This window comes from Mumia sp. zg.B53 (genome assembly GCF_019550935.1).
Taxonomy (GTDB): Bacteria; Actinomycetota; Actinomycetes; order Propionibacteriales; family Nocardioidaceae; genus Mumia.
Map to the genome: position 1 here is coordinate 1,084,516 of NZ_JAHWCK010000001.1, position 20,577 is coordinate 1,105,092.

A 20,577-nucleotide genomic window follows, 5' to 3' on the forward strand; every position below is an offset into this window, starting at 1 on the left:
TGAGATGGCACCGACCCTGCGGTGGGCGCTCAGATGACGAGCTCGGGCTGCAGCTGCTTCGGTGTCCAGACCTTCTGCCGTCGCGCGGCCAGCGCGGTCAGGATGATCGCCACGACGAACACGCCGACCAGCACCGAGAGGTCCCGGACGACGATCCACGCCTCGCCCCCGTAGAGGGTCTGCCGAAGCCCGTTGACCGCGTAGGACATCGGCAGGAGCCAGTGCAGCGACCGCAGCGGCTCGGGGATCGTCTCCCACGGGAACGTGCCGCCCGCCGTGACGAGCTGGACGAGCATGAGGACGAGCCCCAGGAACTCGCCCACCTCGCCGAGCCAGGCGTTGAGCGCCTGCAGGATCGCGACGAAGGACATCGATGCGATCACGAGCACAGCGGCCGTCGCGACCTCGTAGACCGGAGCGATGTCGAGCGCGAACCGGACGATCGTGAACATGACCGCGACCTGGACCAGCCCGACGACCGCCGGCGGGGCCCATCCGCCGAGCGCCGTCCGGGTCGCCGGACCGTTCGCCGCGAGGGCACGCGACGACAACGGCCGGACGAGCAGGAAGAGCACGTACGCCCCGATCCATGCTGCGAGCGGCAGGAAGAAGGGGGCGAGGCCGGCCCCGTACGACCCCGCACGCGCGAGGGTGTCCTCCTTGACCGCTACGGGGTCACCGATCGTCTCTGCGGTATCGCGCGCGGTCGTCTTGTCCAGGTCGGGGACCTTGCGCAGCCCGTCCTGCAGCCCGTTCCGGAGCTCGCCGGTCCCGGTCTCGAGCCTCGCGCTGCCCTTGCGCAGCGCGGTGCTCGAGGTGGCGAGCCGCTCAGCACCGTTCGCCACCTTCTCCGTCCCGTCCGCCAGGGTGCCGGCACCACGCGCCAGCGTCTGGGCGCCGCGGTCGACGCGTGCCGATCCCGAGGCGAGCTCCGCTCCTCCCGACGCGGCCCTCCTGACGCCCTGCGTGAGGACCGGGGCAGCGGCCGCGAGCTTCTCGGTGCCGGCGGCGACCTCGGAGGACCCCCTGCTGAGCGCGTCGAGCCGGTCTGCGGCGCTCTCGATCTGCACTGCCACCGCGTCGACCGGGACCTCGGCGTCGGCGAACAACGCCATCAGGGCGTCTCTCTCGGCGTCGGTCATCCTCCCCTGCTCGACGAGCGCATCGAGGCCTTCGTCGAGCGAGGCGCGCGAGGCGCGGAACTGGTCGACGACCGTTCCCGCCACCTCGGCCGCGTCGTCACCGACGGCGGCGACCTTCGCGTTCCCGTCGGCGACCTCCTGCGCGCCGTGCGCGAGCTTGCGCGTGTCCGCCGGCAGGCTCCCGGTGCGACGCTTCAGCTCGTCGAGCCCGTTCGAGAGCGTGCTCGCGCCGTTGGCGATGCGACGCGTCCCGCTCGCCAGCTCGTCGGCACCCGACTCGAGCCGGGCGGACCCGTTCGCAGCCTCCTGCGCACCACGCGCGAGCGTCGCCGTCCCGTCGACGAGCTCGACGGTCCCGTTGGTGAGCCGGCTGGAGCCGGCGACGAGCTCCTGCGCACCGTCCACCCCCTTCGTCAGATCGGTGTGCACCACGGAGAGCCCGTCGAGGAAGGTGCCCGCGGCGAAGGTGCCCACCTGTGTCGCGATCGTGTCCCGCACGTCTCCCACGATCGTCTCGGCGACCCGGGTGACGAGGTAGTTGTTGGCGTCGTTGGTGATGAGGGTGAGCCCTGCTCGCTCCGGCTCGAACCGGGCGGACGACGTCAGCTCCTCGGAGAACTGTGGACCGATGATGAGCGCGGCGTCGTAGCGTCCGTTCCGCACACCGGACTCCGCCTCTCCCTCCGTCGTCTCGACCCAGCCGAATCCACCGTCGCCGCTCAGGAGGCGGTCGGCGACCTGGTCCCCGTAGTCGACCTTCTCGGTCGTCCCGTTGATCGCGTCGGTCATCGTCGCCCCACGGTCCTGGACCACGAGGGCCGCCGGTACGCGGTGGAGCTCGCCGTACGGGTCCTCGTTGGCGAACAGGTAGAGCCCTGCGTACAACGAAGGGATCACCACCATGGCGAGGATCGCCAGCTTGGGCAGCGTGCCGGCGCTGATGCGCCGGATCTCCGAGACGGCCAGCCGGATCGCGATCATTGATCCTTCTCTCTCTCGCCGAACAGCCAGTCGGAATCGTCGGTCTCGTCGGACGGCGAGCGCTCCGGGTCGACCGGTTCCGGGCGGGTGCGCAGGGCCTCGACCGGTGTCGCCAGACGTGCGCTGTCGCCGCGGGCGGCAGGGAGATTGGCGCCGAGGTCCCGCGCTGACGACCGTCCGCACTGAACGAGGACCCCGTACCCGGAGGATGCGTAGGACTGCGCGATCTCCCACCAGTCCACCGGCTCACCGCCGTGACGGTCCGGGAGCGAGAGCACGAGGAACCGGACATCCTCGTGCTCGGCCGCCAGCGCGCTGAGAAGGGCCGTACGCACGGCTCCTAAGATCGCGTCCATCCGGACCGACCGGAGCTGCTCCCAGCCGTGAGCACGGAGCCACTTCGTGGGTTCGCCGGGCATCGAGCCACGACAGGCGAGGGCAAGACCTTCGGCGGCGACGGTCCCGACGGGCACCGCGTCGTCGGGCTCGGAGACAGCAGGCAGGTCCACGACGGCCGCGAGCTTCCGCAGCTCCGCCTTGTCGTTGGTCGTCGTCCCGTCGTCGCGGACGAGCGTCGCCTTGCCCTCGAACGGCGCCAGCCGCCCCGCGGCTACCAGAGCCATCGCCGTGTTCCCCTGGCCCGGCTCCCCTGCCATCAGGACGCACTCACCGGTGTCCACCGAGAAGTGGTCGATGTCGAGCAGCAGGCCACGCCGCCCGTGCACCTTGACGTCGTCGAGTACGACACGCACGTCCGCACCTACCCCTCGTCAGCGCTCACGGCTGGACACCGGACAGACAACCAACCTGGGTGTCGTCGTTTCTCGATGGTTCGCCGCGGCCAGAACCGCCGCAAGCCGAACAGAGCTGCCAGGACACGTCCGGCGCGCGGGTATCGACCGTCCGGCCTACTGTCGGCAGGAGGCGACTCTCACCATGCGACGGGGGCTTCTGTCATGGCGTCGAACTCCCGACCGACGAAGATCCGCGGTCGCTCGGTCGCGCTCGTCTTCGTGGGTGCGATGGTCGGGGTCGCGGCTCGCGAGGGCCTCAAGCTCGCCATCCCGAACAGAGACGGGATCCCGATCGTCGTCCCCGTCGTGAACATCCTCAGCGCGTTCGTGTTCGGCTACCTGTTCGAGGCGCTCGCCCGCAAGGCGCCTGGCACCGAAAACACCTCGCTGTGGATGCAGCTCATCGGGGTCGGGTTCTGCGGCGGGCTGTCGACGTACAGCTACCTCGCTACCGAGACGGCCGTGCTCCTGTACGACTCACGGGTCGGCATCGGCGTGTCGTACGCCATCGGGACGATCATCCTCGGTGCCGTCGCGACGTTCGCGGGGTTCATGCTCGCGTCGCGGCTGCGCGCGCGGAGCACCGGCGACACCGAGGTCGAGACATGACCTTTCCGCTCTTCCTCCTGATGATCGTGGCCGGCGGCGTCGGCGCGTGCGTGCGCTTCGTCCTCGACGAGACGATCAGGTCGAGGAACCCGGAGCCACCCTTCCCGATCTCTACCGCACTCATCAACCTGAGCGGCTGCTTCGTGCTTGGACTTGTCACCGGCCTCGTCGTCAGCAGGCTCGCCTCGGCAGACGTACGCGCCGTGGTCGGGTCGGGGTTCGTCGGCGGATACACGACGTTCAGCATGGCAAGCTTCGAGACTGTTCAGCTGATCCGCGAGATGCGCTATGGTGCGGCTGCCGCCTACGCCTTCGGCATCCTCGGGGGAGGCGTCGCGCTCTCGCTCCTCGGATTCGTCTGGGGCAAGACCCTGTAGCCGCGGCCAGCTCCGCGAAGATCTCGAGGGTGCGCGTGTGACGGACAATCGGAGGGACAGTCGCCGCACCGGCCACCCCGGACGAGATCGGAACCCATCACGGTGAGCACGACGAGACGGGGACGCGCGCCCCTTCGCGCAGCATCGATCGGGCTCGTCGTCTTCGGAGGAACCCTCGGCGCGGCAGCGCGCGAGGGACTCGTGCTCGCCGGTCGGCACACGGACGGGGGGCTGTTCGTGGTCCCGCTGGCGAACGTGATCGGCGCGTTCATCCTCGGCTACCTGTTCGAAGCCCTGACCCGCACCGCTCCTGCGCCGGAGCGGACGAGGCGCTCGATGCTGCTCGTCGGTACGGGGTTCTGCGGTGGGCTCACGACCTACAGCGCGCTCGCGACGGGCACAGCGGCGCTGTTCGACGACTCCAGGATCGGCATCGGTCTCGCGTACGCGTTAGGCACCGTCGTGGTCGGCGCCGGCGCGACGCTGCTGGGCATCGTGCTCGCGTCCGGGCTCCATGACCGGAGGGCTGCGGACAGGCACGAGGCTGGAGGGGCGGATTCGTGACGTTCCTCCAGTTCCTGATGCTCGTCGTGGCCGGCGGCGCAGGGGCCGGCGTGCGCTACGTGGTCACGTGGACGGTCGCAGCCAGGACGTCGCGCTCGGGCTTCCCCTGGGCAACCATGATCGTCAACCTGACCGGGTCTCTCCTGCTGGGCTGCCTCCTCGGCCTGGCGTCCGGCGACCGGGCCCCGTCCGACATCGCGGTGACGGTCGGGGCAGGCTTCCTGGGCGGCTACACGACATTCAGCGCGGCCAGCCTCGAGACCGTCACGCTGGTCCGGGAGAAGCGTTACGTCCTCGCCGCCACGTACGGGCTGGGCGTGCTCGTCGCGGCGGTTGCGCTCGCGCTGCTCGGGTGCGCATGGAGCAGAAGCCTCTGACTCCTACGGCGGTCGCCGGACACGGTCCTGTGGCGTGAGGCGGCTACTCCGCGAAGATCGCCAACGTGCGCGCGACGCACACGGGCTTGTCGATGCCCTCGGCCTCGATCGTGAACTCGACGCTCACGCGCTGGCCCAGGGCGACCGGCACGACCTCGACGAGCCTCGCGCGACCGCGCACCTTGGACCCGACGGGCAGCGGCGCGGGGAAGCGGACCTTGTCCGACCCGTAGTTGACGCCCATCTTCACGCTCTCGACCTTGTAGGTCTCCGCGGCCAGCATCGGGATCAGCGAGACCGTGAGGTAGCCGTGCGCGATCGTACGACCGAAGGGCCCCGCGGCTGCCTTCTCGGGGTCGACGTGGATCCACTGGTGGTCACCGGTCGCCTCCGCGAACAGGTTGACCTGCTCCTGGGTGATCTCGTGCCACTCGCTGACGCCGAGCTCCTCCCCCACACACGAGGTGAGCTCGGCCAGGTTCTTGAAGACGCGCATCCGATTCCTCCGCACTAAGCGCTCGCTTACTGCCCCGATCCTAGAGGGGAGGAGCTCAGCGGACGAGCCAGGGTACGGCGGCGAGCGCGACGCCGAGAGCCAGCAGCGCGCTGTCGGCGCGGGACCACGGCGCCGGCTCCGCCCAGGTGCGCCGCTGCGCCGAGGCGAAGCCGCGTGCGTCCATCGCCACCGACATCCGGGTCGCGTCGCGCAGCGCGGACACGAGGAGCGCGAACGCGAGCGAGACCGCGTGCCTCACCCGTGATAACGGGCTGCGCGTCGGCCCGAACCCACGCGCTCGTCGCGTCCGGTCGAGCTGGCCCCACGTCTCGCGCAGCGCACCGAAGCGTTGCATCGCCGCGGCGAACGCCACCACCGGCCGCGCCGGCAGCCGCAACCGCTGGCCGAGCTGGTCGGCCAGCTTCGACGGGTCGACGTACGCCGCGAGCACCGCCCCGGGCAGCGCGAGCACGACGATGCGCAGGCCCGCGGTCAGGGCGACCTCGAGATCACGCCCACCAAGCCACCACGTCGACCACACGAGCGACACCGAGGCGACGGCGATCGCCCCGAAGCGGGCGAGCGCGAACCTCGGCGACGGGAGCAGGACGACACCGGCGACCGCGTACGCGCCGAGAGCGAGGCACGCGGTCTGCAGGTCGCGCACCGCCAGCGAGGCGACGATCGCCAGCGTGCCGATCGCGAGCAGCACCAACGGGTTGGCCTCTCGGACGAAGCGTCTCATCGAGCGTCGTCCACCGGTGCGGGCGCGGGCGCAGGCCCGGGCGCGACGTTACGACCGCCCTCGAGCGGCACGACACGGTCGGCCCGCGCTGCGAGATCGGCGTCGTGGCTGGCCGCGCCGATCACCGCGTCGGCACCCGCAGCGGCACGCATCCACCCCGTGACGGCAGCCCACGTACCCCGGTCCTGACCGACGGTGGGCTCGTCCAGCAGGAGGACGGGCGGACGGTGAGCCAGGGCAGCACCGAGGGCCAGCCGTCGCTGCTCCCCGCCGGAGAGCCGGTACGGGTTCGCGTCGGCGAGGTGGTCCAGCCGGAGATGGGCGAGAACGGCGTCGACGTCGACCGGGACGCCGATCCGCCGGGAGGTCGCCGCGATCTCGTCGCGGACGCGGGTCGTGAGAAAGCCGTGCTCCGGGTTCTGCGGGACCCACCCGATCAGCGCGGCGAGATCGCGCGAACCGATCCGGTGCGGCGGTCGACCCAGCCCTCGCACCTCGCCGGCACCCGGACGTCGCAGACCCCCGACGACCTCGAGCAACGTGGACTTGCCCGCCCCGCTCGGCCCGCTGAGAACGGTGACGGCGCGCGACTCCAGGGCGGCGTCGACGTCGCGCAGCGCCGCGGTGACAGTGGCGCCCCGGATGTCGGTGCGACGCAGGTCGACGCCCAGCGCGAGCGCATCGAGGCGCGGCACCGCGCGGTCGGTCTCGACCAGCACGACCGGCGGCTCGACCGGCTCCGGCGCGGCGACCCCCGGCATCCACACCCCGGCGCCGGCAAGGTCGTCGCGCAGTGTGGCGACGAAGCTCACCGGGTCGGTGTCGGCGACCACGGATCCGTCGTGGCCCAGGACGACCACACGGTCGACGTGAGGGAGCCACGGGGCGATGCGGTGCTCGACCACGACGAGGGTCGCTCCTGTCTCGGCGACGACCTCCGCGACGCAGCGGCGTACGGCGTCGGCGTTGACGTCGTCGAGCATCGACGTCGGCTCGTCGAGGAGCAGGAGGTCCGCCTGCGACGCCAGCACCCCTGCCAGCGCGGAGCGCTGAAGCTCTCCTCCGGACAGCGCGGACGTCGGGTGCTGCATGCCGTACGGCAGGCGTACGGCGCGCAGCGCCTCGCGCACCCGCGGCCAGATCGCAGCCGGGGCGACGCGGGCGTTCTCGAGCCCGAAGGCCACGTCGCGGCCGAGCCGCTCTGCGACCACCGCGTCGCCGGGGTTCTGCAGCAGCATGCCGACGCGGCCGATGGTGGTGACCTCGCCGAAGGCGTCGCCGTCGCCGGTGGTCTCGAGCACCCCTGCGGCCGCCCGGAGCACCGTCGACTTCCCGGCGCCCGACGGCCCCGCCAGCAGCACCCGCTCACCCGGGCCGACGCGCAGGTCGAGGCCGGCGATGACCGGCGTGCGCCGGCCCAGCGGACGCCAACCGAAGCCGCGGAACGCGACCGATCCGGTCACGCTCGCGGGGAAGGGCTCGTGGACGACGCCGCGGCTCGGTCGTGGTGCTCGCGACCGGCCCCGAAGGCGTCGAGAGCTCCCGTCTTCGCCAGGGCCCGGACGAGCAGCCACCCTCCGACGCCCGCGACGAGCGCCCCCGACACCGCGAGGAACACGAGATAGACGAGCTGGTAGCCGAAGGCCCAGTCGGCGTAGTACGCGTACCACTCGTACACCGCCTCGAACGCCCCGGCGAGCGCGCCTGCTGCAGCGGCGACGACGACACCCCACCGGCGGTACAGGAAGAGGGCGAACACCAGCTCGACCCCCAGGCCCTGGATCAGGCCCGAGACGAGGACGGACATGCCCCACTGGTTGCCCAGCAGGCCGGAGACGACGGCTGCGACCACCTCGGTGCCGACCGCGGCGCCGGGTCTGCGGACGACGAGCCCGCCGATGACACCGCCGATCAGCCAGACGCCGGAGATCAGGCCGGAGCTCGGGGGGTAGGCGAACAGCGCCGTGCCGCTGACGACGGCGAACAGCTGGTTCCATCCCCAGAACACCACGCCGATCGCCACGCCGAGCATCGCCACCGTGACGAGGTCGATCGTGCGGTAGCGGGTCGAGGACGTGCGAGGACGAATGGCATCAGCCACGGTGACTCCCTTCGCCGGTGCTAACCGGTGCAGGTTCGGAGGGTCTGCGGGCTTTCCGCACTCTCAGCGCACCGTGCCCGTCGGGCACCTGCGCTCCCCTGTCGTGAGGTCGACTCTAGCCGCACCCGCGGCATCGTGACGAGCGCCCGCTAGGGCGCGGTCCGCAGCGAGGACGCCAGATCGGTCAGTGCGGAGTCGACGACGCGGTAGTAGGCCCATCGGCCTCGCTGCTCGCGGGTGACGAGGCCGGCGGAGACGAGCTGTTTCATGTGGTGCGAGACGGTCGGCTGACTCAGCCCGACCGGCTCGGTGAGGTCGCAGATGCAGGCCTCGCCTCCTTCGGACGCGGCGATCAGCGACATCAGCCGCACCCTGGTCGGATCACCCAAGGCTTTGAACATCCGGGCGAGCACCGCGGCCTGGTCGTCGTCGAGGACGCCCCCGGTCAGCGGCGAGCAGCATGCTCCGGCGGAGGTCTCGAGGACGGGAAGCGTCATGTCCATCACCCCATCGTGCCACACGTATTGACATCCGTCGATCAATCGGTAGTGTTCGATGCATCGAACTTCCTCGATCTCAGGAGACATCATGACCCTCACGAACGACGAGCTCGTCGAGCAGGTCCGCGAGCGCTACGCCGCCGCCGCCGTCCAGGCCCGCTCCGGCACCACGAACGACCTGGTTCTCGCGACGACCGAGTCGTGCTGCGCGCCGGCCGCCGACGCCGCGGACTCGTGCTGCGGCGGCTCCACCGCGGAGGTCGATCCCTCGTTCGGTGCCGGCCTGTACTCGAGCGCCGAGGCGGCCGAGCTCCCGGCCGAGGCGCTCGCCGCGTCGCTCGGCTGCGGCAACCCGCTCGCCGTCGCTGCCTTGAGCCCCGGCGAGAAGGTGCTCGACCTGGGCTCCGGCGGTGGGATCGACGTCCTGCTGTCCGCCCGGCGCGTCGGTCCCGACGGCTTCGCGTACGGCGTGGACATGACCGACGAGATGCTCGACCTGGCCCGGGCCAACGCCACGAAGGCCGAGGCCACGAACGTGGAGTTCCTCAAGGGGTCGATCGAGGACGTGCCGCTGCCCGACGCGGCCGTCGACGTGGTCATCTCCAACTGCGTGATCAACCTGTCGGTCGACAAGCCCCAGGTCCTCGCCGAGATGTTCCGCGTGCTGGTTCCGGGCGGGCGCATCGGCATCTCCGACGTCGTCGCCGAGGACCACCTCACGCCGGCCGACCGTGCCGAGCGCGGGTCGTACGTCGCCTGCATCGCCGGCGCGCTGTCGCGCAGCGAGTACCTCGACGGGCTCGCCGCGGCGGGCTTCGCCGACGCGACGGTCGAGCTGACCCATGAGGCGGCCCCGGGCATGCACGGTGCGATCATCCGTGCCACCAAGCCGACTGCATGACGGTCTCCGACGCCGGCACCCGCCCCGCTCTCGCCGGGCGGCTGTCGGCGACCGACCGGCTGCTGCCGGTGTGGATCGTCGCCGCGATGGCGGTCGGGCTGCTGGTCGGGCGCCTGGTCCCCGGACTCGACGACGCGCTGGGCGGCTGGGAGATCGGGGAGGTCTCCGCGCCGATCGCGCTGGGTCTGCTCGTGATGATGTACCCCGTCCTGGCGAAGGTCCGCTACGACCGGACACGCGCGATCCTCGGCGACCGCCGTCTGATCGCGGTGTCGCTGACGCTGAACTGGATCGTGGGCCCGGCGCTCATGTTCGCGCTCGCCTGGCTGCTGCTTCCCGACCTCCCCGAGTACCGCACCGGCTTGATCATCGTCGGCCTGGCCCGGTGCATCGCGATGGTCCTCATCTGGAACGACCTCGCCTGCGGCGACCGGGAGGCCGCCGTCGTCCTGGTGGCGATCAACAGCGTGTTCCAGCTCGTCGCGTTCGCCGCGCTCGGCTGGTTCTACCTCCAGATCCTCCCCGCGTGGCTCGGCCTGCCGACGACCAGCGCCGAGCTGAGCGTGGGAGCGATCGCGATCAGCGTGCTGGTGTTCCTCGGGATCCCGCTCGCCGCCGGCGCCGCCAGCCGGCTCCTGGGCGAGCGCCTCAAGGGCCGCACCTGGTACGAGACCCGCTTCCTCCCCACGGTGAGCCCGCTCGCGCTGTGGGGGCTGCTGTTCACGATCGTGGTGCTGTTCGCCCTCCAGGGCGACGCCATCACCCGACGACCTCTGGACGTCGGACGCATCGCCGTGCCGCTGCTCCTCTACTTCGTCGCGATGTTCGCCCTCGCCTGGATCGGCTCGCGCGCCGCCGGGCTCGACGACGCACGGACGACCACGGTCGCGTTCACGGCTGCCGGCAACAACTTCGAGCTCGCGATCGCCGTGGCGATCAGCACCTTCGGCGCCACCTCGGGTGAAGCCCTCGCCGGCGTCGTCGGCCCTCTCATCGAGGTGCCCGCGCTCCTGGCGCTCGTCTACGCCGCCCGCGCCCTCCGGCCATCCCCACCTCAGGAGATCCCCCGATGAGCGTTCGCACCGTGCTTTTCGTCTGTGTCCACAACGCGGGCCGTTCTCAGATGGCAGCCGGCTTCGTCCGGCACCTCGCCGGCGAGTCCGTCACCGTGCTGTCTGCCGGCTCCGAGCCTGCGGACCGGCTCAACCCTGTCGCCGTGGCAGCCATGGCCGAGCTCGGCATCGACATCGCCGAGAACCAGCCGCGGCTGCTCAAGACGACCGACGTCCGGCGCGCCGACGTCGTCGTCACCATGGGGTGCGGCGACACGTGCCCGGTCTATCCCGGCACCCGCTATGAGGACTGGGCGCTCGACGACCCCGCGGGACGCAGCCTCGAGGAGGTCCGCCCGATCCGAGACGAGATCCGCGCCCGGGTCCGACGGCTCGTCGAGAGCCTCGCGCCTGCCGACTGAGCGGAGGCCTCAGGCGACGCCGAGGTCCACGAGACTCTCGGCCACGAAGTCGCCGAGCTCGCGATGGCCGGCGGGCGTCAGGTGGAGCCCGTCGTCGAGGTAGGGCAGGTCGAGCCCGATCGTCGAGACGTACGCCGCCCCGGCCCGGCCCGCGAGCAGCGCGAGCTGGGCGTCCACCCGCCGCGCCCCCCGTTCGCGGGCCGGCGCGGCGGCGGGCCCGACCACGACCACGGGCGGACCCTGCACGGACCTCATCACGCGCTCGAAGCCGGCCCGGACCGCCTCCGGCGTCTGGTCGACGTCGTTGAGCCCTCCTGCGATCACCACCAGATCCGCTCCGCCGGCCACGGCACGGGCAGCACGGGCGGCGAACCACGAGCCGTCGCACGGGCTCGCGGACCGGCTGAAGCCCGAACCGGAGAACGCGTCGACGTGGACCTGCCCCGACAACCGGGATGTCCAGGCGTCGCCGGCATCGTCCAGACCGAGCCCGGCGGACCAGGAGTCGCCGATCACGACGACCCGCTTCCCGGCGGGGGCGCCGACGACCCGGCGTGCCTCGGACTGCGACGTGAACCGCTCGCACCGCACGGCGTCGGCCCGGCTCTGCCCGAGGTCGGTGAGGAACGCCGCGCTGATCGTCAGGAGGAGCAGAACCACGGCCAGACGCGCCCGCCAGGAGACGTCCAGCAGACGTGGTCGGGCGACGCGACGTGCTCTCACCACCCCATGATCACTCCCCGCGGCGCCGAACGGTGAGAACCTGCGGAACAGATCAGGCCACGTAGACCTTCCGCAGCCGCTCGCGCACCTCCCACACCGTGCGATCGCCGGCGTGCAGGCGTACGGCGACTCCGGGTCGCAGCTCGAGGGCGCTACGGTCCTCGAACCGTACGGTCGCGTCCCCGGACAGCACCACGAACACCTCGTCGACCTCGGTGTCACGGACGGTGCCGGCAGTCATCTCCCAGATCCCGACCTCGGTGTCCCCGAGCGCAGCGAGTACGGCCGAGGCCGTCTGTGGCACCCCTGCGACGACGTCGCTCGGGTCGAGCGCGTCACCGGTGAGCGCGTGCGTCCGCACGTCGACGGAGACGACGCGGTCGTCGACGGAATCCATGTCTCTCACCCGCCCGTGAACGTCGAGGCGACGGCGGCGTTGTCGTCGCCCGAGCGGCGCAGCACCGCCCACACCACCGCGAGCGCAGCGAGTGTGAGGAGCAGCATCACGGTCGACACCGCGGCGATCTCCGGCCGAAGCCCGACCTTGAGCGACCCGAACACATAGACCGGCCACGGCGTGTAGCCGGGGACCTGGATGAACGAGGCGACGATCGTGTTGTCGAGGCTCAGCGTGAACGCCATCAGGGCGCCGGCGAAGATGCCGGGCCAGGCCAGCGGCATCGTGACCTGACGGAACCTGTTCCACGGGTTCGCGTACAGGTCGGCCGCCGCCTCCTCGATCTGCTCGTCCATCCCCCGCATGCGCGCCCGGACGATGAACGTGACCACGGCGAGCGCGAGCGAGGTGTGCACGATGACGAGCCGCACCATCCCGTTGTTGACGACCGAGAGCCCGCCGTCGGTCCCGAGCGTCACGAGCCACGGCAGGATCGCGATGCCGTCGATGACCTCCGGCGTGATCAGCGTGACCGCGAGCAGCGCGGTCAGCAGCCCCGCCCACCGGGCGCCGGACCGGGCGCGAGCGAGCGCGACACCGCCCACCGTCCCGAGCACGGTGGCCACGAGCGACGCGAGCACCCCGGAGACCAGCGACGTACGGACGGCGTTGCCGATGACCGGGTTCTCCCAGGCCCGCGTGTACGCGTCGAACCCGAAGCTGTCCCAGGCGCCGAGGAGTCGGCCGCTGTTGAACGAGTAGACGACGATCACGAGGATCGGCAGGAAGAGGAACACGAAGACCAGCACGCCGAGCACCGCGAGCGCGAGGTTCACCGGATCCGTACGGCGACGAGTGGCGCTCACGGCGTCACCTCCAGGTTCAGGTGGCGGGCTCGTCGTATGACCGCCCGTACGAGCAGGAAGGCCGCGGCGGCAAGCACCACCGTCAGCAGCACGAACACCATCAGCGTGACGGCCATCGCCGCCCCGAGCGCCCAGTTCTGGGCCGACGTGAACTGGCGTGCCACGACCTGGCCGATCATCGTGCCGCGAGCGCCGCCGAGCACCGACGCGGTGAGGAAGTCGCCCATCAGCGGGATGAACACCAGGAGGCAACCCGAGGCGATCCCCGGCAGCGTGTCGGGGACGGTGACGGAGAAGAAGGTCCTCCACCGTCCGGCGCCGAGGTCGCGGCTCGCCTCCCGCTGGCTCGGGTCGAGCCGCTCGAACACGACGTACAGCGGCAGGATCATCAGCGGCAGGTAGTTGTAGACGACGCCGAGCTGGACGGCCCCACGCGTGTAGAGGACGTCGAGCGGGCCGCTCAGGATGCCCAGCCACTGGAGTGCGTCCGACGCCATGCCGTTCGGCGACAGGATGATCTGCCAACCGAGCGTCCGGACCAGGAAGTTCGTCCAGAACGGCACGAGCACGAGGGCGAGCAGGAGCGGGCGCCAGCGCGGGTCGACCTTGACGGCCATCCAGTACGCGAACGGGACGCCGACCAGGAGGCACAGCAGCGTGCCGGTGGCGGCGATCCTCAGCGTTGCCCAGAACGTCGACATGAAGACGCCGTCGAGGACCTCGGCGTACCGGTCGAACGACAGGTTGTCCATGGAGACGGCGGTGAAGAGGTCGGGCTTCTCGCCGAACGAGTACCAGACGACCAGCGCCAGCGGGGTGAACACGAAGAACGCCAGCCACGCCCACACGGGGAACGACAGCCAGGCGCTCGTCGCGCGGGGACGGAGTCGCGACATCGTCCTCATCCCGCCTTCGCCTGGACGTGCTCGAGGATCGCGGTGAGACGGTCCTGGGCATCGCTCAGCGTGGCCGGCGTGAGTCGCGAGACCACCGCGTCCGACGGGAAGATCAGGTCGAGCATCTCCAGCTCCCACTCCTCGGCGAGGTCCCGTTGGCCGGTGATCCCGGTCGGGTAGCCGTTCCAGTCGACCTCGCCGATCGCGGTCTCGGGGTCGAGCATGAAGTTGATGAACGCGTGCGCGGCGTCGACGTGCTGCGCGCCCCGCGCGATCGCCCAGGTGTCGACCCACAGGTTCGCGGTCGGCGTCGGGTAGACGAAGCGCCACCGGTCGGGGTCGTCGGACTCGGAGAAGGCGAGCCGGGCGTCGCCGTTGTACATCTGCAACAGCGCGAGCTCGTTCTGGACGACGCTCTGCGTCGGTGCCGAGTTGAAGGCCCGTACGTGCGGGGCGAGCCGGCTCGTCAGGTACGCCTCCGCCGCGTCGAGCGCCTTCGGATCGGTCGTGTTCGGGTCGATCCCCTCGGAGCCGAAGTAGATCGAGGCCACCTCCCACGGGTCGTCGAGCAGCGACACGGAGCCGCTCGCCTGCCCCGCGGCGAGATCGAGGAAATCGCGCCACGAGGTCGGGTTGCCGTCCACCTTCGTCGTGTCGTAGGCGAAGCCCGTCGTCCCCCACGCCTTCGGGACGGCATGGGCGTTGCCCGGGTCCCAGGGTTGGTCGACGAACGCCGTCTCGAGGTTCGCGATGTTCGGGATCAGACGGTGGTCCAGCGGGGACAGGAGGTCGTTCGCGACCATCATCGGGACGAACTGGCCCGACGGGACGAGGACGTCGTACCCGCTGGTCCCCCGGCTCGCGCCGATCTTGGCGATCATCTCCTCGTTGGAGGCGAAGCTGTCGACCTGGACGGTGATGTCGTGCGAGCTGCGGAACGCGCGGATGTTGTCCGGGCTCTCGTAGTCGCCCCACGAGTAGACGTTGAGCCGGTCCTCGAGGGTTCCGTCGGGCACGGCGGTGGTCGCCATCGTGCGGCTGCCGCTGCACCCGAGCAGCGTCGCGGTGCCGATCGCCGCAAAGCCGCCGAGCAGCGCCCGCCTGCTGATCCGCCCCGCCTCGGCGCGCGGTGCGAGAACCCGCACCGTGGCGGGCGGGCGTCGGCGGGTCATCCCTGCTCTTCCGCGAACACGTGGACGGCGGACGGCTCCCACGTCGCCCAGACCGTCGACCCGGTGGCGAGCGCAGGCGACGTGGACGCAGGGGTCCTCGCCAGCACCTCCCGGCCTTCCTCGCCGAGCACGACGTGCTGCACGACGTCGCCGAGGAACGACGTGCTGGCGAGCGTGCCGGCGACGACGTTCGGCGCACCCACCACAGGCTCGTCGGCCGTCACCGTCACAGCCTCGGCGCGCACCGCGACGCGTGCCGCGACGCCGTCGTCCATGCCGTCGAGCGCGGACGACTCGGGCACGAAGGTGACGCCGTCGGCGACCACGGCACCGTCCTTCACGATGCCGTCGGCGAAGTTCTGGGTGCCGATGAACCCCGCGACGAACGCCGTCGCGGGCGCGCCGTACACCTCCTCCGGCGTCCCGACCTGCTCGATCCGGCCGGCGTTCATCACCACGATCCGGTCGCTCATCGACAACGCCTCGGCCTGGTCGTGGGTGACGAACACGAAGGTGATGCCGACCTGGCGCTGGATCAGCTTGAGCTCCACCTGCATCTGCTCGCGCAGGTTGCGGTCCAGCGCCGACAGCGGCTCGTCGAGCAGGAGCACGTCGGGTCGGTTCACGATCGCGCGGGCGAGCGCGACACGTTGCTGCTGGCCGCCGGACAGCTTCTTCGGGCGCCGTTCGGCGTAGTCGCTCATCCGGACCAGCGCGAGCGCCTCGCGGACCCGCTCCGCGATCACGGCCTTGGCGAGGCGCGGCTGGCCCGCCCGCCGCTGGCGCAGGCCGTACGCGACGTTCTCCGCGACGGTCATGTGCGGGAACAGTGCGTACGCCTGGAAGACGGTGTTGACCGCGCGCCGGTTCGGGGGCACGCCGACGACCGACGTCCCGGAGAGGAGGACGTCACCCTCGTCCGGCTCCTCGAACCCGCCGATCACCCGCAGCAGCGTCGTCTTGCCACAGCCCGACGGTCCGAGGAGCGAGAGGAACTCCCCCTCGGCGATGTCGAGGTCGACTCCGTCGACGGCGGTCACCGTGCCGTACGTCTTGCGGATCCCGCTCAGCGAGACCGTGGTGGTGGTCATGCGTACCCTTCCGTGTTCCCGTGTCAGCCCCCGCTGGTCGAACCCGCCGCGATCTAGGAGTCGAACCCGAGCCCTGCCGCGTCCAGCGCACGCAGCCAGGCGTTGCGCCGGCCCTCGCGATGGTCGGCCCGGTCGAGGGCCCACCGCGTGACGTTGATGCCGAGCGCCGCGGCCGGCTCCGGCGGGAACGGCAGCGGCTTCTTGCGGACCATCTCCAGCTCGGTGCGCGGTGTCCGCTCGCCGGAGAGCCGGTCGAGCATCACGTCGGCGGCGAAGTGGGTGGCGCCGACCCCCAGGCCGGTGAAGCCGGCGGTGTAGGCCACCCGGCCCTGCTTCGCCAGTCCGTGGAAGGCGCAGAACTGCGTCGACGTGTCGATCGCGCCGGCCCACCGGTGGGTGAACCGGATGCCCTCGAGCTGAGGGAAGGTGGTGAGGAAGTGCGACGCCAGCGCCCGGTACGTCGCCGGCCGGTGCTCGTAGGCCGAACGCACCTTGCGCCCGTAGTGGTAGACCGCGTCGTACCCGCCGAACAGGATCCGGCCCTCCGGCGTGATCCGGTAGTAGTGGAACTGGTTCGCCATGTCGCTGACGCCCTGACGCTGCCGCCACCCGATCGCGTCGCGCTGGGCCGGGCTGAGCGGCTCGGTCATCAGCACGTAGTCGTAGACGGGCACGGTCATCAGCCGGGTGCGGGCCAGCAGCGACGGGAACACGTTCGTCGCCAGCACCACCCGGTCGGCGCGGACCGACCCGCGTGGGGTCCGCACCACCGCCGGCCCGGTGCGTCCGTGGGTCTCCAGCGACTCGGCCGCACTGTTCTCGAAGATCTCCACCCCCAGGCCCGCCGCCACCCGGGCGAGCTCCTTGGCCAGCTTGGCCGGGTGCAACATCGCGGTCGAGTCACGGTGCCAGACGCCCGCGAGGTACGTCGGGCTGTTCACCTCCGCGCGCACAGCGTCGGCGTCGAGCACCTCGGCGCCGGACTCGCGGAGCTGGTCGACCTGGTACGGCTCGACAGCCACGTCGAGGCTGCCGGAGCGCTCGAGCTCGCAGTCGATGCCGAGCGCGTCGATCGCCTTGGCCATCGCCTCCAGGTTGTCCTGGCCCAGCCGCTCGAGCGTGTCGAAGTCGTCCGGCCAGCGGGTGCGGCCGTTGTCCTCGCCGTGGGTCAGGCTGGCGTCGCAGAACCCGCCGTTGCGCCCCGACGCGGCCCAGCCGACGGTCTGCGCCTCGATCAGCACCACCCGCGCGGCCGGGTTGCGGACCTTGGCCTTCACCGCGGTCCACAGGCCGGTGTAACCACCGCCGACCACCAGCAGGTCGGCGCTGTGCGCACCGTGCAGCACCGGGTACGTCACCGCGTCCGCGACGTCGTCGAGCCAGAAGCAGGCGTCGCGCGTCTGCTCCAGCGAGGCCTCCACGGCAGCGGCGGGCGCCGGCTGCCGTTCGAAGACGGTCGGGTGCCGGCGTGCGCGCGCGTCAGCGTGCGGCATGGGCATCGCCGACCGACAGCGCCTCGTCCAGGACCGCCAGACCGGCACGCGCCTCGTCGGCGGTGATGTTGAGGGCGGGCACGACGTGGAGGCGGTGGTAGTTCACGAACGGCAGCAGCCCGTGCTTCTTGCACGCCGCGACGATCTCGTTCATCGCCGGGCTCGTCCCCCCGTACGGTGCCAGCGGCTCCCGGGTCTCCCGGTCGGCGACGAGGTCGAGCGCCCAGAACGCCCCCACCCCACGGACCTCACCGACACAGGGGTGTCGCTCGGCCAGCTCGGCGAGCCCCGGTGCGAAGACCGTCTCCCCCAGCGTGGCGGCGTTCTCGACGATGCGCTCGTCCTTCATCGTCTCGATCGTGGCGACCGCGGCGGCGCAGGCGAGCGGGTGGCCCGAGTAGGTGAGGCCGCCGGGATAGGGCCGGTCGGCGAAGGTCTCGTAGATCGGCTCGGAGATGATCACGCCGCCCAGCGGCACGTATCCCGACGTCACGCCCTTGGCGAACGTGATGAGGTCCGGTGTCGCGTCGTACAGGTCGAGTGCGAACCACGTGCCGGTCCGGCCGAACCCGGCCATCACCTCATCGGCGATCCAGACGATCCCGTAGCGGTCGCACAGCGCCCGCACCCCCTCGAGGTAGCCCGGCGGCGGGGGCATGATGCCCGCGGTGCCCGGGATGGTCTCGAGGATGATCGCCGCGATCGTGTCGGGCCCCTCCATCTGGATCGTGTGCTCGAGGTGCGTGAGCGCACGCTCGCACTCCTCGGCCTCGGTCGTCGCGTGGAACTCGGTGCGATAGAGGAACGGCCCGAAGAAGTGGACGACACCGTCCGCCCCGTAGTCGTTGGGCCAGCGCCGCGGGTCACCGGTCAGGTTGACCGCGGTCTGGGTGCCACCGTGGTACGAGCGGTAGCGGCTCAGCACCTTGCGGCGTCCGGTGTGCAGGCGCGCCATGCGCACGGCGTGCTCGACGGCGTCCGCCCCGCCGTTGGTGAAGAAGACGCGGTCCATCCCCTCGGGCGCGAGCTCGGCGACGAGGGCCGCGGCCTCCGAGCGGGCGGCGTTGGCGTGCTGGGGCGCGATCGTGCACAGGCGCGCGGCCTGGTCCTGGATGGCCTTGACCACGCGCGGGTGCTGGTGCCCGATGTTGGTGAAGACCAGCTGCGAGGAGAAGTCGAGGTATCGCTGCCCCTGGTCGTCGACGACGTAGCTCCCCTCGGCGCTCTCGATCACCATCGGGTTCATGGAGGCCTGCGCGACCCACGAGTGGAAGACGTGCGCGCGGTCGAGCTCGTACGTGCGGTTCGTCATGACGTCCTCTCTAGCTGTTCTTCGGGAAGGCGAGCTCGAGGCCGCCGACGGGCTTCACGGCGGGATCACCCCACCGCGAGGTGACCACCTTTCCACGGGTGAAGAAGTGGACGCCCTCGGTCCCGTGCGCGTGGCTATCGCCGAAGAGCGAGCTCTTCCACCCTCCGAACGAGTAGTACGCCATCGGCACCGGGATCGGGACGTTGATGCCGATCATCCCGACCTCGACCTCGTACTCGAACTTCCGCGCGGCCCCGCCGTTGCTGGTGAACAGCGCGACACCGTTGCCATACGGGTTCGCGTTGACGAGGGCGACGGCCTCGTCGTACGTGTCGGTGCGCACGACCGAGAGGACCGGGCCGAAGATCTCCTCGGTGTAGACGCTCATGTCGGGCGTGACCTGGTCGAACAACGTGGGGCCGAGCCAGAAGCCCTCCGCTCCACCGTCGGCGGCGACCTCGCGCCCGTCCACGACCAGCTTGGCTCCGGCCTCCTCGCCGGCATCGACGAACGACGCGACCTTGTCGCGGTGCGCCCGGGTGACGAGCGGCCCCATGTCGGCGCCCTTCGTCCCGTCGCCGGTGCGCAGGGTGCGCGTGCGGTCGGCGATCTTGGCGACGAGCTCGTCCCCGACTCCACCGACGGCGACGACGACGCTGATCGCCATGCAGCGTTCGCCGGCAGAGCCGTAGCCGGCGCTGACCGCCTGGTCCGCGGCCAGGTCGAGGTCCGCGTCGGGCAGCACGACCATGTGGTTCTTGGCACCACCCAGCGCCTGCACCCGCTTGCCCGACTGGCTCGCCCGCTCGTAGACGTAGCGGGCGATGGGCGTCGAGCCGACGAAGCTGATCGCCTTGACGTCGGGGCTGTCCAGGAGTGCGTCGACAGCGACCTTGTCCCCCTGGAGGACGTTGAAGACACCGTCGGGCAGCCCAGCCTCCTTCCACCGCTCGGCGATCCAGATTGCGGCCGAGGGATCCTTCTCGCTCGGCTTGAGGACCACCGTGTTGCCCGCGGCGATCGCGACCGGGAAGAACCACATCGGGACCATCGCCGGGAAGTTGAACGGGCTGATGATCCCGACTACGCCGAGCGGCTGGCGCTTGGAGTGCACGTCGACCCCGGAGGAGACGCCCTCGGAGTAGCCACCCTTGAGCAGGTGCGGGATCCCGCAGGCGAACTCGACGACCTCCAGGCCTCGGGTCACCTCCCCCAGAGCGTCGTCGAGCACCTTGCCGTGCTCGGCGGTGATGATCGCCGCGAGCTCCTCCTTGCGGGCGTTGAGGATCTCGCGGAACGCGAAGACGGTCTGCGTGCGCCTGGTGACCGACGTGTCGGCCCAGGAGCGCGCCGCGGCCGAGGCCGCACCGATCACGCGCTCGGCGTCGGCCTGGTCGGCGAAGACGACCTGCCCGGTCACGGCGCCGGTCGCGGGGTTGGTGACATCGCCGGTACGAGCGGCGGCGCCGGACCTGGAGCTGCCGAGGAACGGCGCGCCGTCGAGCCAGTGCGGAATCACGGTGGGAGTGCTCATGGGCACGAGCGTGCGCCTGGCGGGCCACCCCC

The 20,577-nt window shown here is 71.1% G+C and carries 23 protein-coding genes and 1 riboswitch; of the genes, 7 read left to right on the forward strand and 16 right to left on the reverse strand.

Annotated elements, in window-relative coordinates:
* Positions 1-29: 29 nt before the first annotated feature.
* The gene (locus tag KV102_RS05135) at positions 30-2,123 is read right to left on the reverse strand and encodes a YhgE/Pip domain-containing protein (protein ID WP_220345492.1); all 2,094 of its coding nucleotides are present in this window, start codon (positions 2,121-2,123) and stop codon (positions 30-32) included.
* Positions 2,120-2,875, reverse strand: coding sequence for a hypothetical protein (locus KV102_RS05140; RefSeq protein WP_220345493.1), 756 nt, complete (start codon positions 2,873-2,875; stop codon positions 2,120-2,122). Before KV102_RS05140 ends, KV102_RS05135 begins: the two co-directional genes overlap by 4 nt.
* 204 nt (positions 2,876-3,079) lie before the next feature.
* Between KV102_RS05140 and KV102_RS05145 the strand changes: the two genes are divergently transcribed.
* The 4 genes from KV102_RS05145 to KV102_RS05160 all read left to right on the forward strand — a co-directional run bounded on the left by KV102_RS05145 (position 3,080) and on the right by KV102_RS05160 (position 4,844).
* Entirely contained in the window at positions 3,080-3,526 is a 447-nt protein-coding gene (locus KV102_RS05145; RefSeq protein WP_220345494.1) for a CrcB family protein, read from the forward strand.
* Positions 3,523-3,903 carry a fluoride efflux transporter CrcB gene (crcB, locus tag KV102_RS05150; RefSeq protein WP_220345495.1) on the forward strand — a complete coding sequence of 127 codons (381 nt, stop codon included), beginning with the start codon at positions 3,523-3,525 and terminating at the stop codon, positions 3,901-3,903. The genes KV102_RS05145 and crcB overlap by 4 nt, the downstream gene beginning before the upstream one ends.
* A 102-nt stretch (positions 3,904-4,005) precedes the next feature.
* On the forward strand, positions 4,006-4,467 hold the full coding sequence (locus KV102_RS05155) for a CrcB family protein (protein WP_220345496.1): 462 nt from the start codon (positions 4,006-4,008) through the stop codon (positions 4,465-4,467).
* Positions 4,464-4,844 (forward strand): CrcB family protein, encoded by a 381-nt coding sequence (locus KV102_RS05160; protein WP_220345497.1) that lies wholly within the window; start codon positions 4,464-4,466, stop codon positions 4,842-4,844. The genes KV102_RS05155 and KV102_RS05160 overlap by 4 nt, the downstream gene beginning before the upstream one ends.
* A gap of 43 nt (positions 4,845-4,887) precedes the next feature.
* Here the strand turns inward: KV102_RS05160 and KV102_RS05165 are convergent, their stop codons facing one another.
* The 5 genes from KV102_RS05165 to KV102_RS05185 form a co-directional block, all read right to left on the reverse strand.
* Positions 4,888-5,340: a MaoC family dehydratase gene (locus tag KV102_RS05165; protein WP_220345498.1), complete on the reverse strand. Its 453-nt coding sequence runs from the start codon at positions 5,338-5,340 to the stop codon at positions 4,888-4,890.
* Positions 5,341-5,395: 55 nt separating this feature from the next.
* Entirely contained in the window at positions 5,396-6,085 is a 690-nt protein-coding gene (locus tag KV102_RS05170) for an energy-coupling factor transporter transmembrane protein EcfT (RefSeq protein ID WP_220345499.1), read from the reverse strand.
* On the reverse strand, positions 6,082-7,548 hold the full coding sequence (locus KV102_RS19385; protein WP_220345500.1) for an ABC transporter ATP-binding protein: 1,467 nt from the start codon (positions 7,546-7,548) through the stop codon (positions 6,082-6,084). Before KV102_RS19385 ends, KV102_RS05170 begins: the two co-directional genes overlap by 4 nt.
* A complete protein-coding gene (locus KV102_RS05180; RefSeq protein ID WP_308290231.1) occupies positions 7,545-8,186 on the reverse strand; it encodes an ECF transporter S component in 642 nt (213 codons plus the stop codon). Before KV102_RS05180 ends, KV102_RS19385 begins: the two co-directional genes overlap by 4 nt.
* Positions 8,176-8,296: riboswitch (TPP riboswitch) on the reverse strand. (Overlaps the previous gene by 11 nt.)
* 39 nt (positions 8,297-8,335) lie before the next feature.
* Positions 8,336-8,689, reverse strand: a complete 354-nt coding sequence (locus KV102_RS05185; RefSeq protein ID WP_220342332.1) for a metalloregulator ArsR/SmtB family transcription factor — start codon at positions 8,687-8,689, stop codon at positions 8,336-8,338.
* 85 nt (positions 8,690-8,774) lie between these two features.
* Here KV102_RS05185 and arsM point away from each other — a divergent pair, with 85 nt between their 5' ends.
* Genes arsM through KV102_RS05200 form a run of 3 tightly spaced genes read left to right on the forward strand, consistent with a single transcriptional unit; the run spans position 8,775 to position 11,061 of the window.
* Positions 8,775-9,587 (forward strand): arsenite methyltransferase, encoded by an 813-nt coding sequence (gene arsM / locus KV102_RS05190; protein WP_220342333.1) that lies wholly within the window; start codon positions 8,775-8,777, stop codon positions 9,585-9,587.
* Positions 9,584-10,660 (forward strand): ACR3 family arsenite efflux transporter, encoded by a 1,077-nt coding sequence (arsB, locus tag KV102_RS05195; protein WP_220345501.1) that lies wholly within the window; start codon positions 9,584-9,586, stop codon positions 10,658-10,660. Before arsM ends, arsB begins: the two co-directional genes overlap by 4 nt.
* The gene (locus KV102_RS05200) at positions 10,657-11,061 is read left to right on the forward strand and encodes an arsenate reductase ArsC (RefSeq protein ID WP_220345502.1); all 405 of its coding nucleotides are present in this window, start codon (positions 10,657-10,659) and stop codon (positions 11,059-11,061) included. The genes arsB and KV102_RS05200 overlap by 4 nt, the downstream gene beginning before the upstream one ends.
* Before the next feature lie 9 nt (positions 11,062-11,070).
* Here KV102_RS05200 and KV102_RS05205 read toward each other — a convergent pair whose 3' ends face one another.
* Genes KV102_RS05205 through KV102_RS05245 form a run of 9 tightly spaced genes read right to left on the reverse strand, consistent with a single transcriptional unit; the run spans position 11,071 to position 20,545 of the window.
* Positions 11,071-11,784, reverse strand: coding sequence for an SGNH/GDSL hydrolase family protein (locus tag KV102_RS05205; protein WP_220345503.1), 714 nt, complete (start codon positions 11,782-11,784; stop codon positions 11,071-11,073).
* A 52-nt stretch (positions 11,785-11,836) separates the two neighbouring features.
* Positions 11,837-12,181, reverse strand: a complete 345-nt coding sequence (locus tag KV102_RS05210; protein ID WP_220345504.1) for a cupin domain-containing protein — start codon at positions 12,179-12,181, stop codon at positions 11,837-11,839.
* 5 nt (positions 12,182-12,186) lie between these two features.
* Positions 12,187-13,047, reverse strand: a complete 861-nt coding sequence (locus KV102_RS05215; RefSeq protein ID WP_308290232.1) for an ABC transporter permease — start codon at positions 13,045-13,047, stop codon at positions 12,187-12,189.
* A complete protein-coding gene (locus KV102_RS05220; protein WP_220342338.1) occupies positions 13,044-13,943 on the reverse strand; it encodes an ABC transporter permease in 900 nt (299 codons plus the stop codon). The genes KV102_RS05215 and KV102_RS05220 overlap by 4 nt, the downstream gene beginning before the upstream one ends.
* A gap of 5 nt (positions 13,944-13,948) precedes the next feature.
* Positions 13,949-15,115, reverse strand: a complete 1,167-nt coding sequence (locus KV102_RS05225) for a spermidine/putrescine ABC transporter substrate-binding protein (RefSeq protein ID WP_220345505.1) — start codon at positions 15,113-15,115, stop codon at positions 13,949-13,951.
* The gene (locus tag KV102_RS05230) at positions 15,112-16,206 is read right to left on the reverse strand and encodes an ABC transporter ATP-binding protein (protein WP_220345506.1); all 1,095 of its coding nucleotides are present in this window, start codon (positions 16,204-16,206) and stop codon (positions 15,112-15,114) included. The genes KV102_RS05225 and KV102_RS05230 overlap by 4 nt, the downstream gene beginning before the upstream one ends.
* A gap of 53 nt (positions 16,207-16,259) precedes the next feature.
* Positions 16,260-17,699 (reverse strand): FAD-binding oxidoreductase, encoded by a 1,440-nt coding sequence (locus KV102_RS05235; protein ID WP_220345507.1) that lies wholly within the window; start codon positions 17,697-17,699, stop codon positions 16,260-16,262.
* Positions 17,686-19,011: an aspartate aminotransferase family protein gene (locus KV102_RS05240; protein ID WP_220345508.1), complete on the reverse strand. Its 1,326-nt coding sequence runs from the start codon at positions 19,009-19,011 to the stop codon at positions 17,686-17,688. Before KV102_RS05240 ends, KV102_RS05235 begins: the two co-directional genes overlap by 14 nt.
* A 10-nt stretch (positions 19,012-19,021) precedes the next feature.
* Entirely contained in the window at positions 19,022-20,545 is a 1,524-nt protein-coding gene (locus KV102_RS05245) for a CoA-acylating methylmalonate-semialdehyde dehydrogenase (RefSeq protein ID WP_220345509.1), read from the reverse strand.
* Positions 20,546-20,577: the final 32 nt, after the last annotated feature.

Coding starts and splice junctions, on each gene's coding strand:
- KV102_RS05135 (WP_220345492.1), bottom strand. CDS start 2,123: ATGATCGCGATCCGGCTGGCCGTCTCGGAGATCCGGCGCATCAGCGCC.
- KV102_RS05145 (WP_220345494.1), top strand. CDS start 3,080: ATGGCGTCGAACTCCCGACCGACGAAGATCCGCGGTCGCTCGGTCGCG.
- crcB (WP_220345495.1), top strand. CDS start 3,523: ATGACCTTTCCGCTCTTCCTCCTGATGATCGTGGCCGGCGGCGTCGGC.
- KV102_RS05165 (WP_220345498.1), bottom strand. CDS start 5,340: ATGCGCGTCTTCAAGAACCTGGCCGAGCTCACCTCGTGTGTGGGGGAG.
- KV102_RS05170 (WP_220345499.1), bottom strand. CDS start 6,085: ATGAGACGCTTCGTCCGAGAGGCCAACCCGTTGGTGCTGCTCGCGATC.
- KV102_RS05185 (WP_220342332.1), bottom strand. CDS start 8,689: ATGGACATGACGCTTCCCGTCCTCGAGACCTCCGCCGGAGCATGCTGC.
- arsM (WP_220342333.1), top strand. CDS start 8,775: ATGACCCTCACGAACGACGAGCTCGTCGAGCAGGTCCGCGAGCGCTAC.
- arsB (WP_220345501.1), top strand. CDS start 9,584: ATGACGGTCTCCGACGCCGGCACCCGCCCCGCTCTCGCCGGGCGGCTG.
- KV102_RS05200 (WP_220345502.1), top strand. CDS start 10,657: ATGAGCGTTCGCACCGTGCTTTTCGTCTGTGTCCACAACGCGGGCCGT.
- KV102_RS05210 (WP_220345504.1), bottom strand. CDS start 12,181: ATGGATTCCGTCGACGACCGCGTCGTCTCCGTCGACGTGCGGACGCAC.
- KV102_RS05220 (WP_220342338.1), bottom strand. CDS start 13,943: ATGTCGCGACTCCGTCCCCGCGCGACGAGCGCCTGGCTGTCGTTCCCC.
- KV102_RS05225 (WP_220345505.1), bottom strand. CDS start 15,115: ATGACCCGCCGACGCCCGCCCGCCACGGTGCGGGTTCTCGCACCGCGC.
- KV102_RS05230 (WP_220345506.1), bottom strand. CDS start 16,206: ATGACCACCACCACGGTCTCGCTGAGCGGGATCCGCAAGACGTACGGC.
- KV102_RS05235 (WP_220345507.1), bottom strand. CDS start 17,699: ATGCCGCACGCTGACGCGCGCGCACGCCGGCACCCGACCGTCTTCGAA.
- KV102_RS05240 (WP_220345508.1), bottom strand. CDS start 19,011: ATGACGAACCGCACGTACGAGCTCGACCGCGCGCACGTCTTCCACTCG.
- KV102_RS05245 (WP_220345509.1), bottom strand. CDS start 20,545: ATGAGCACTCCCACCGTGATTCCGCACTGGCTCGACGGCGCGCCGTTC.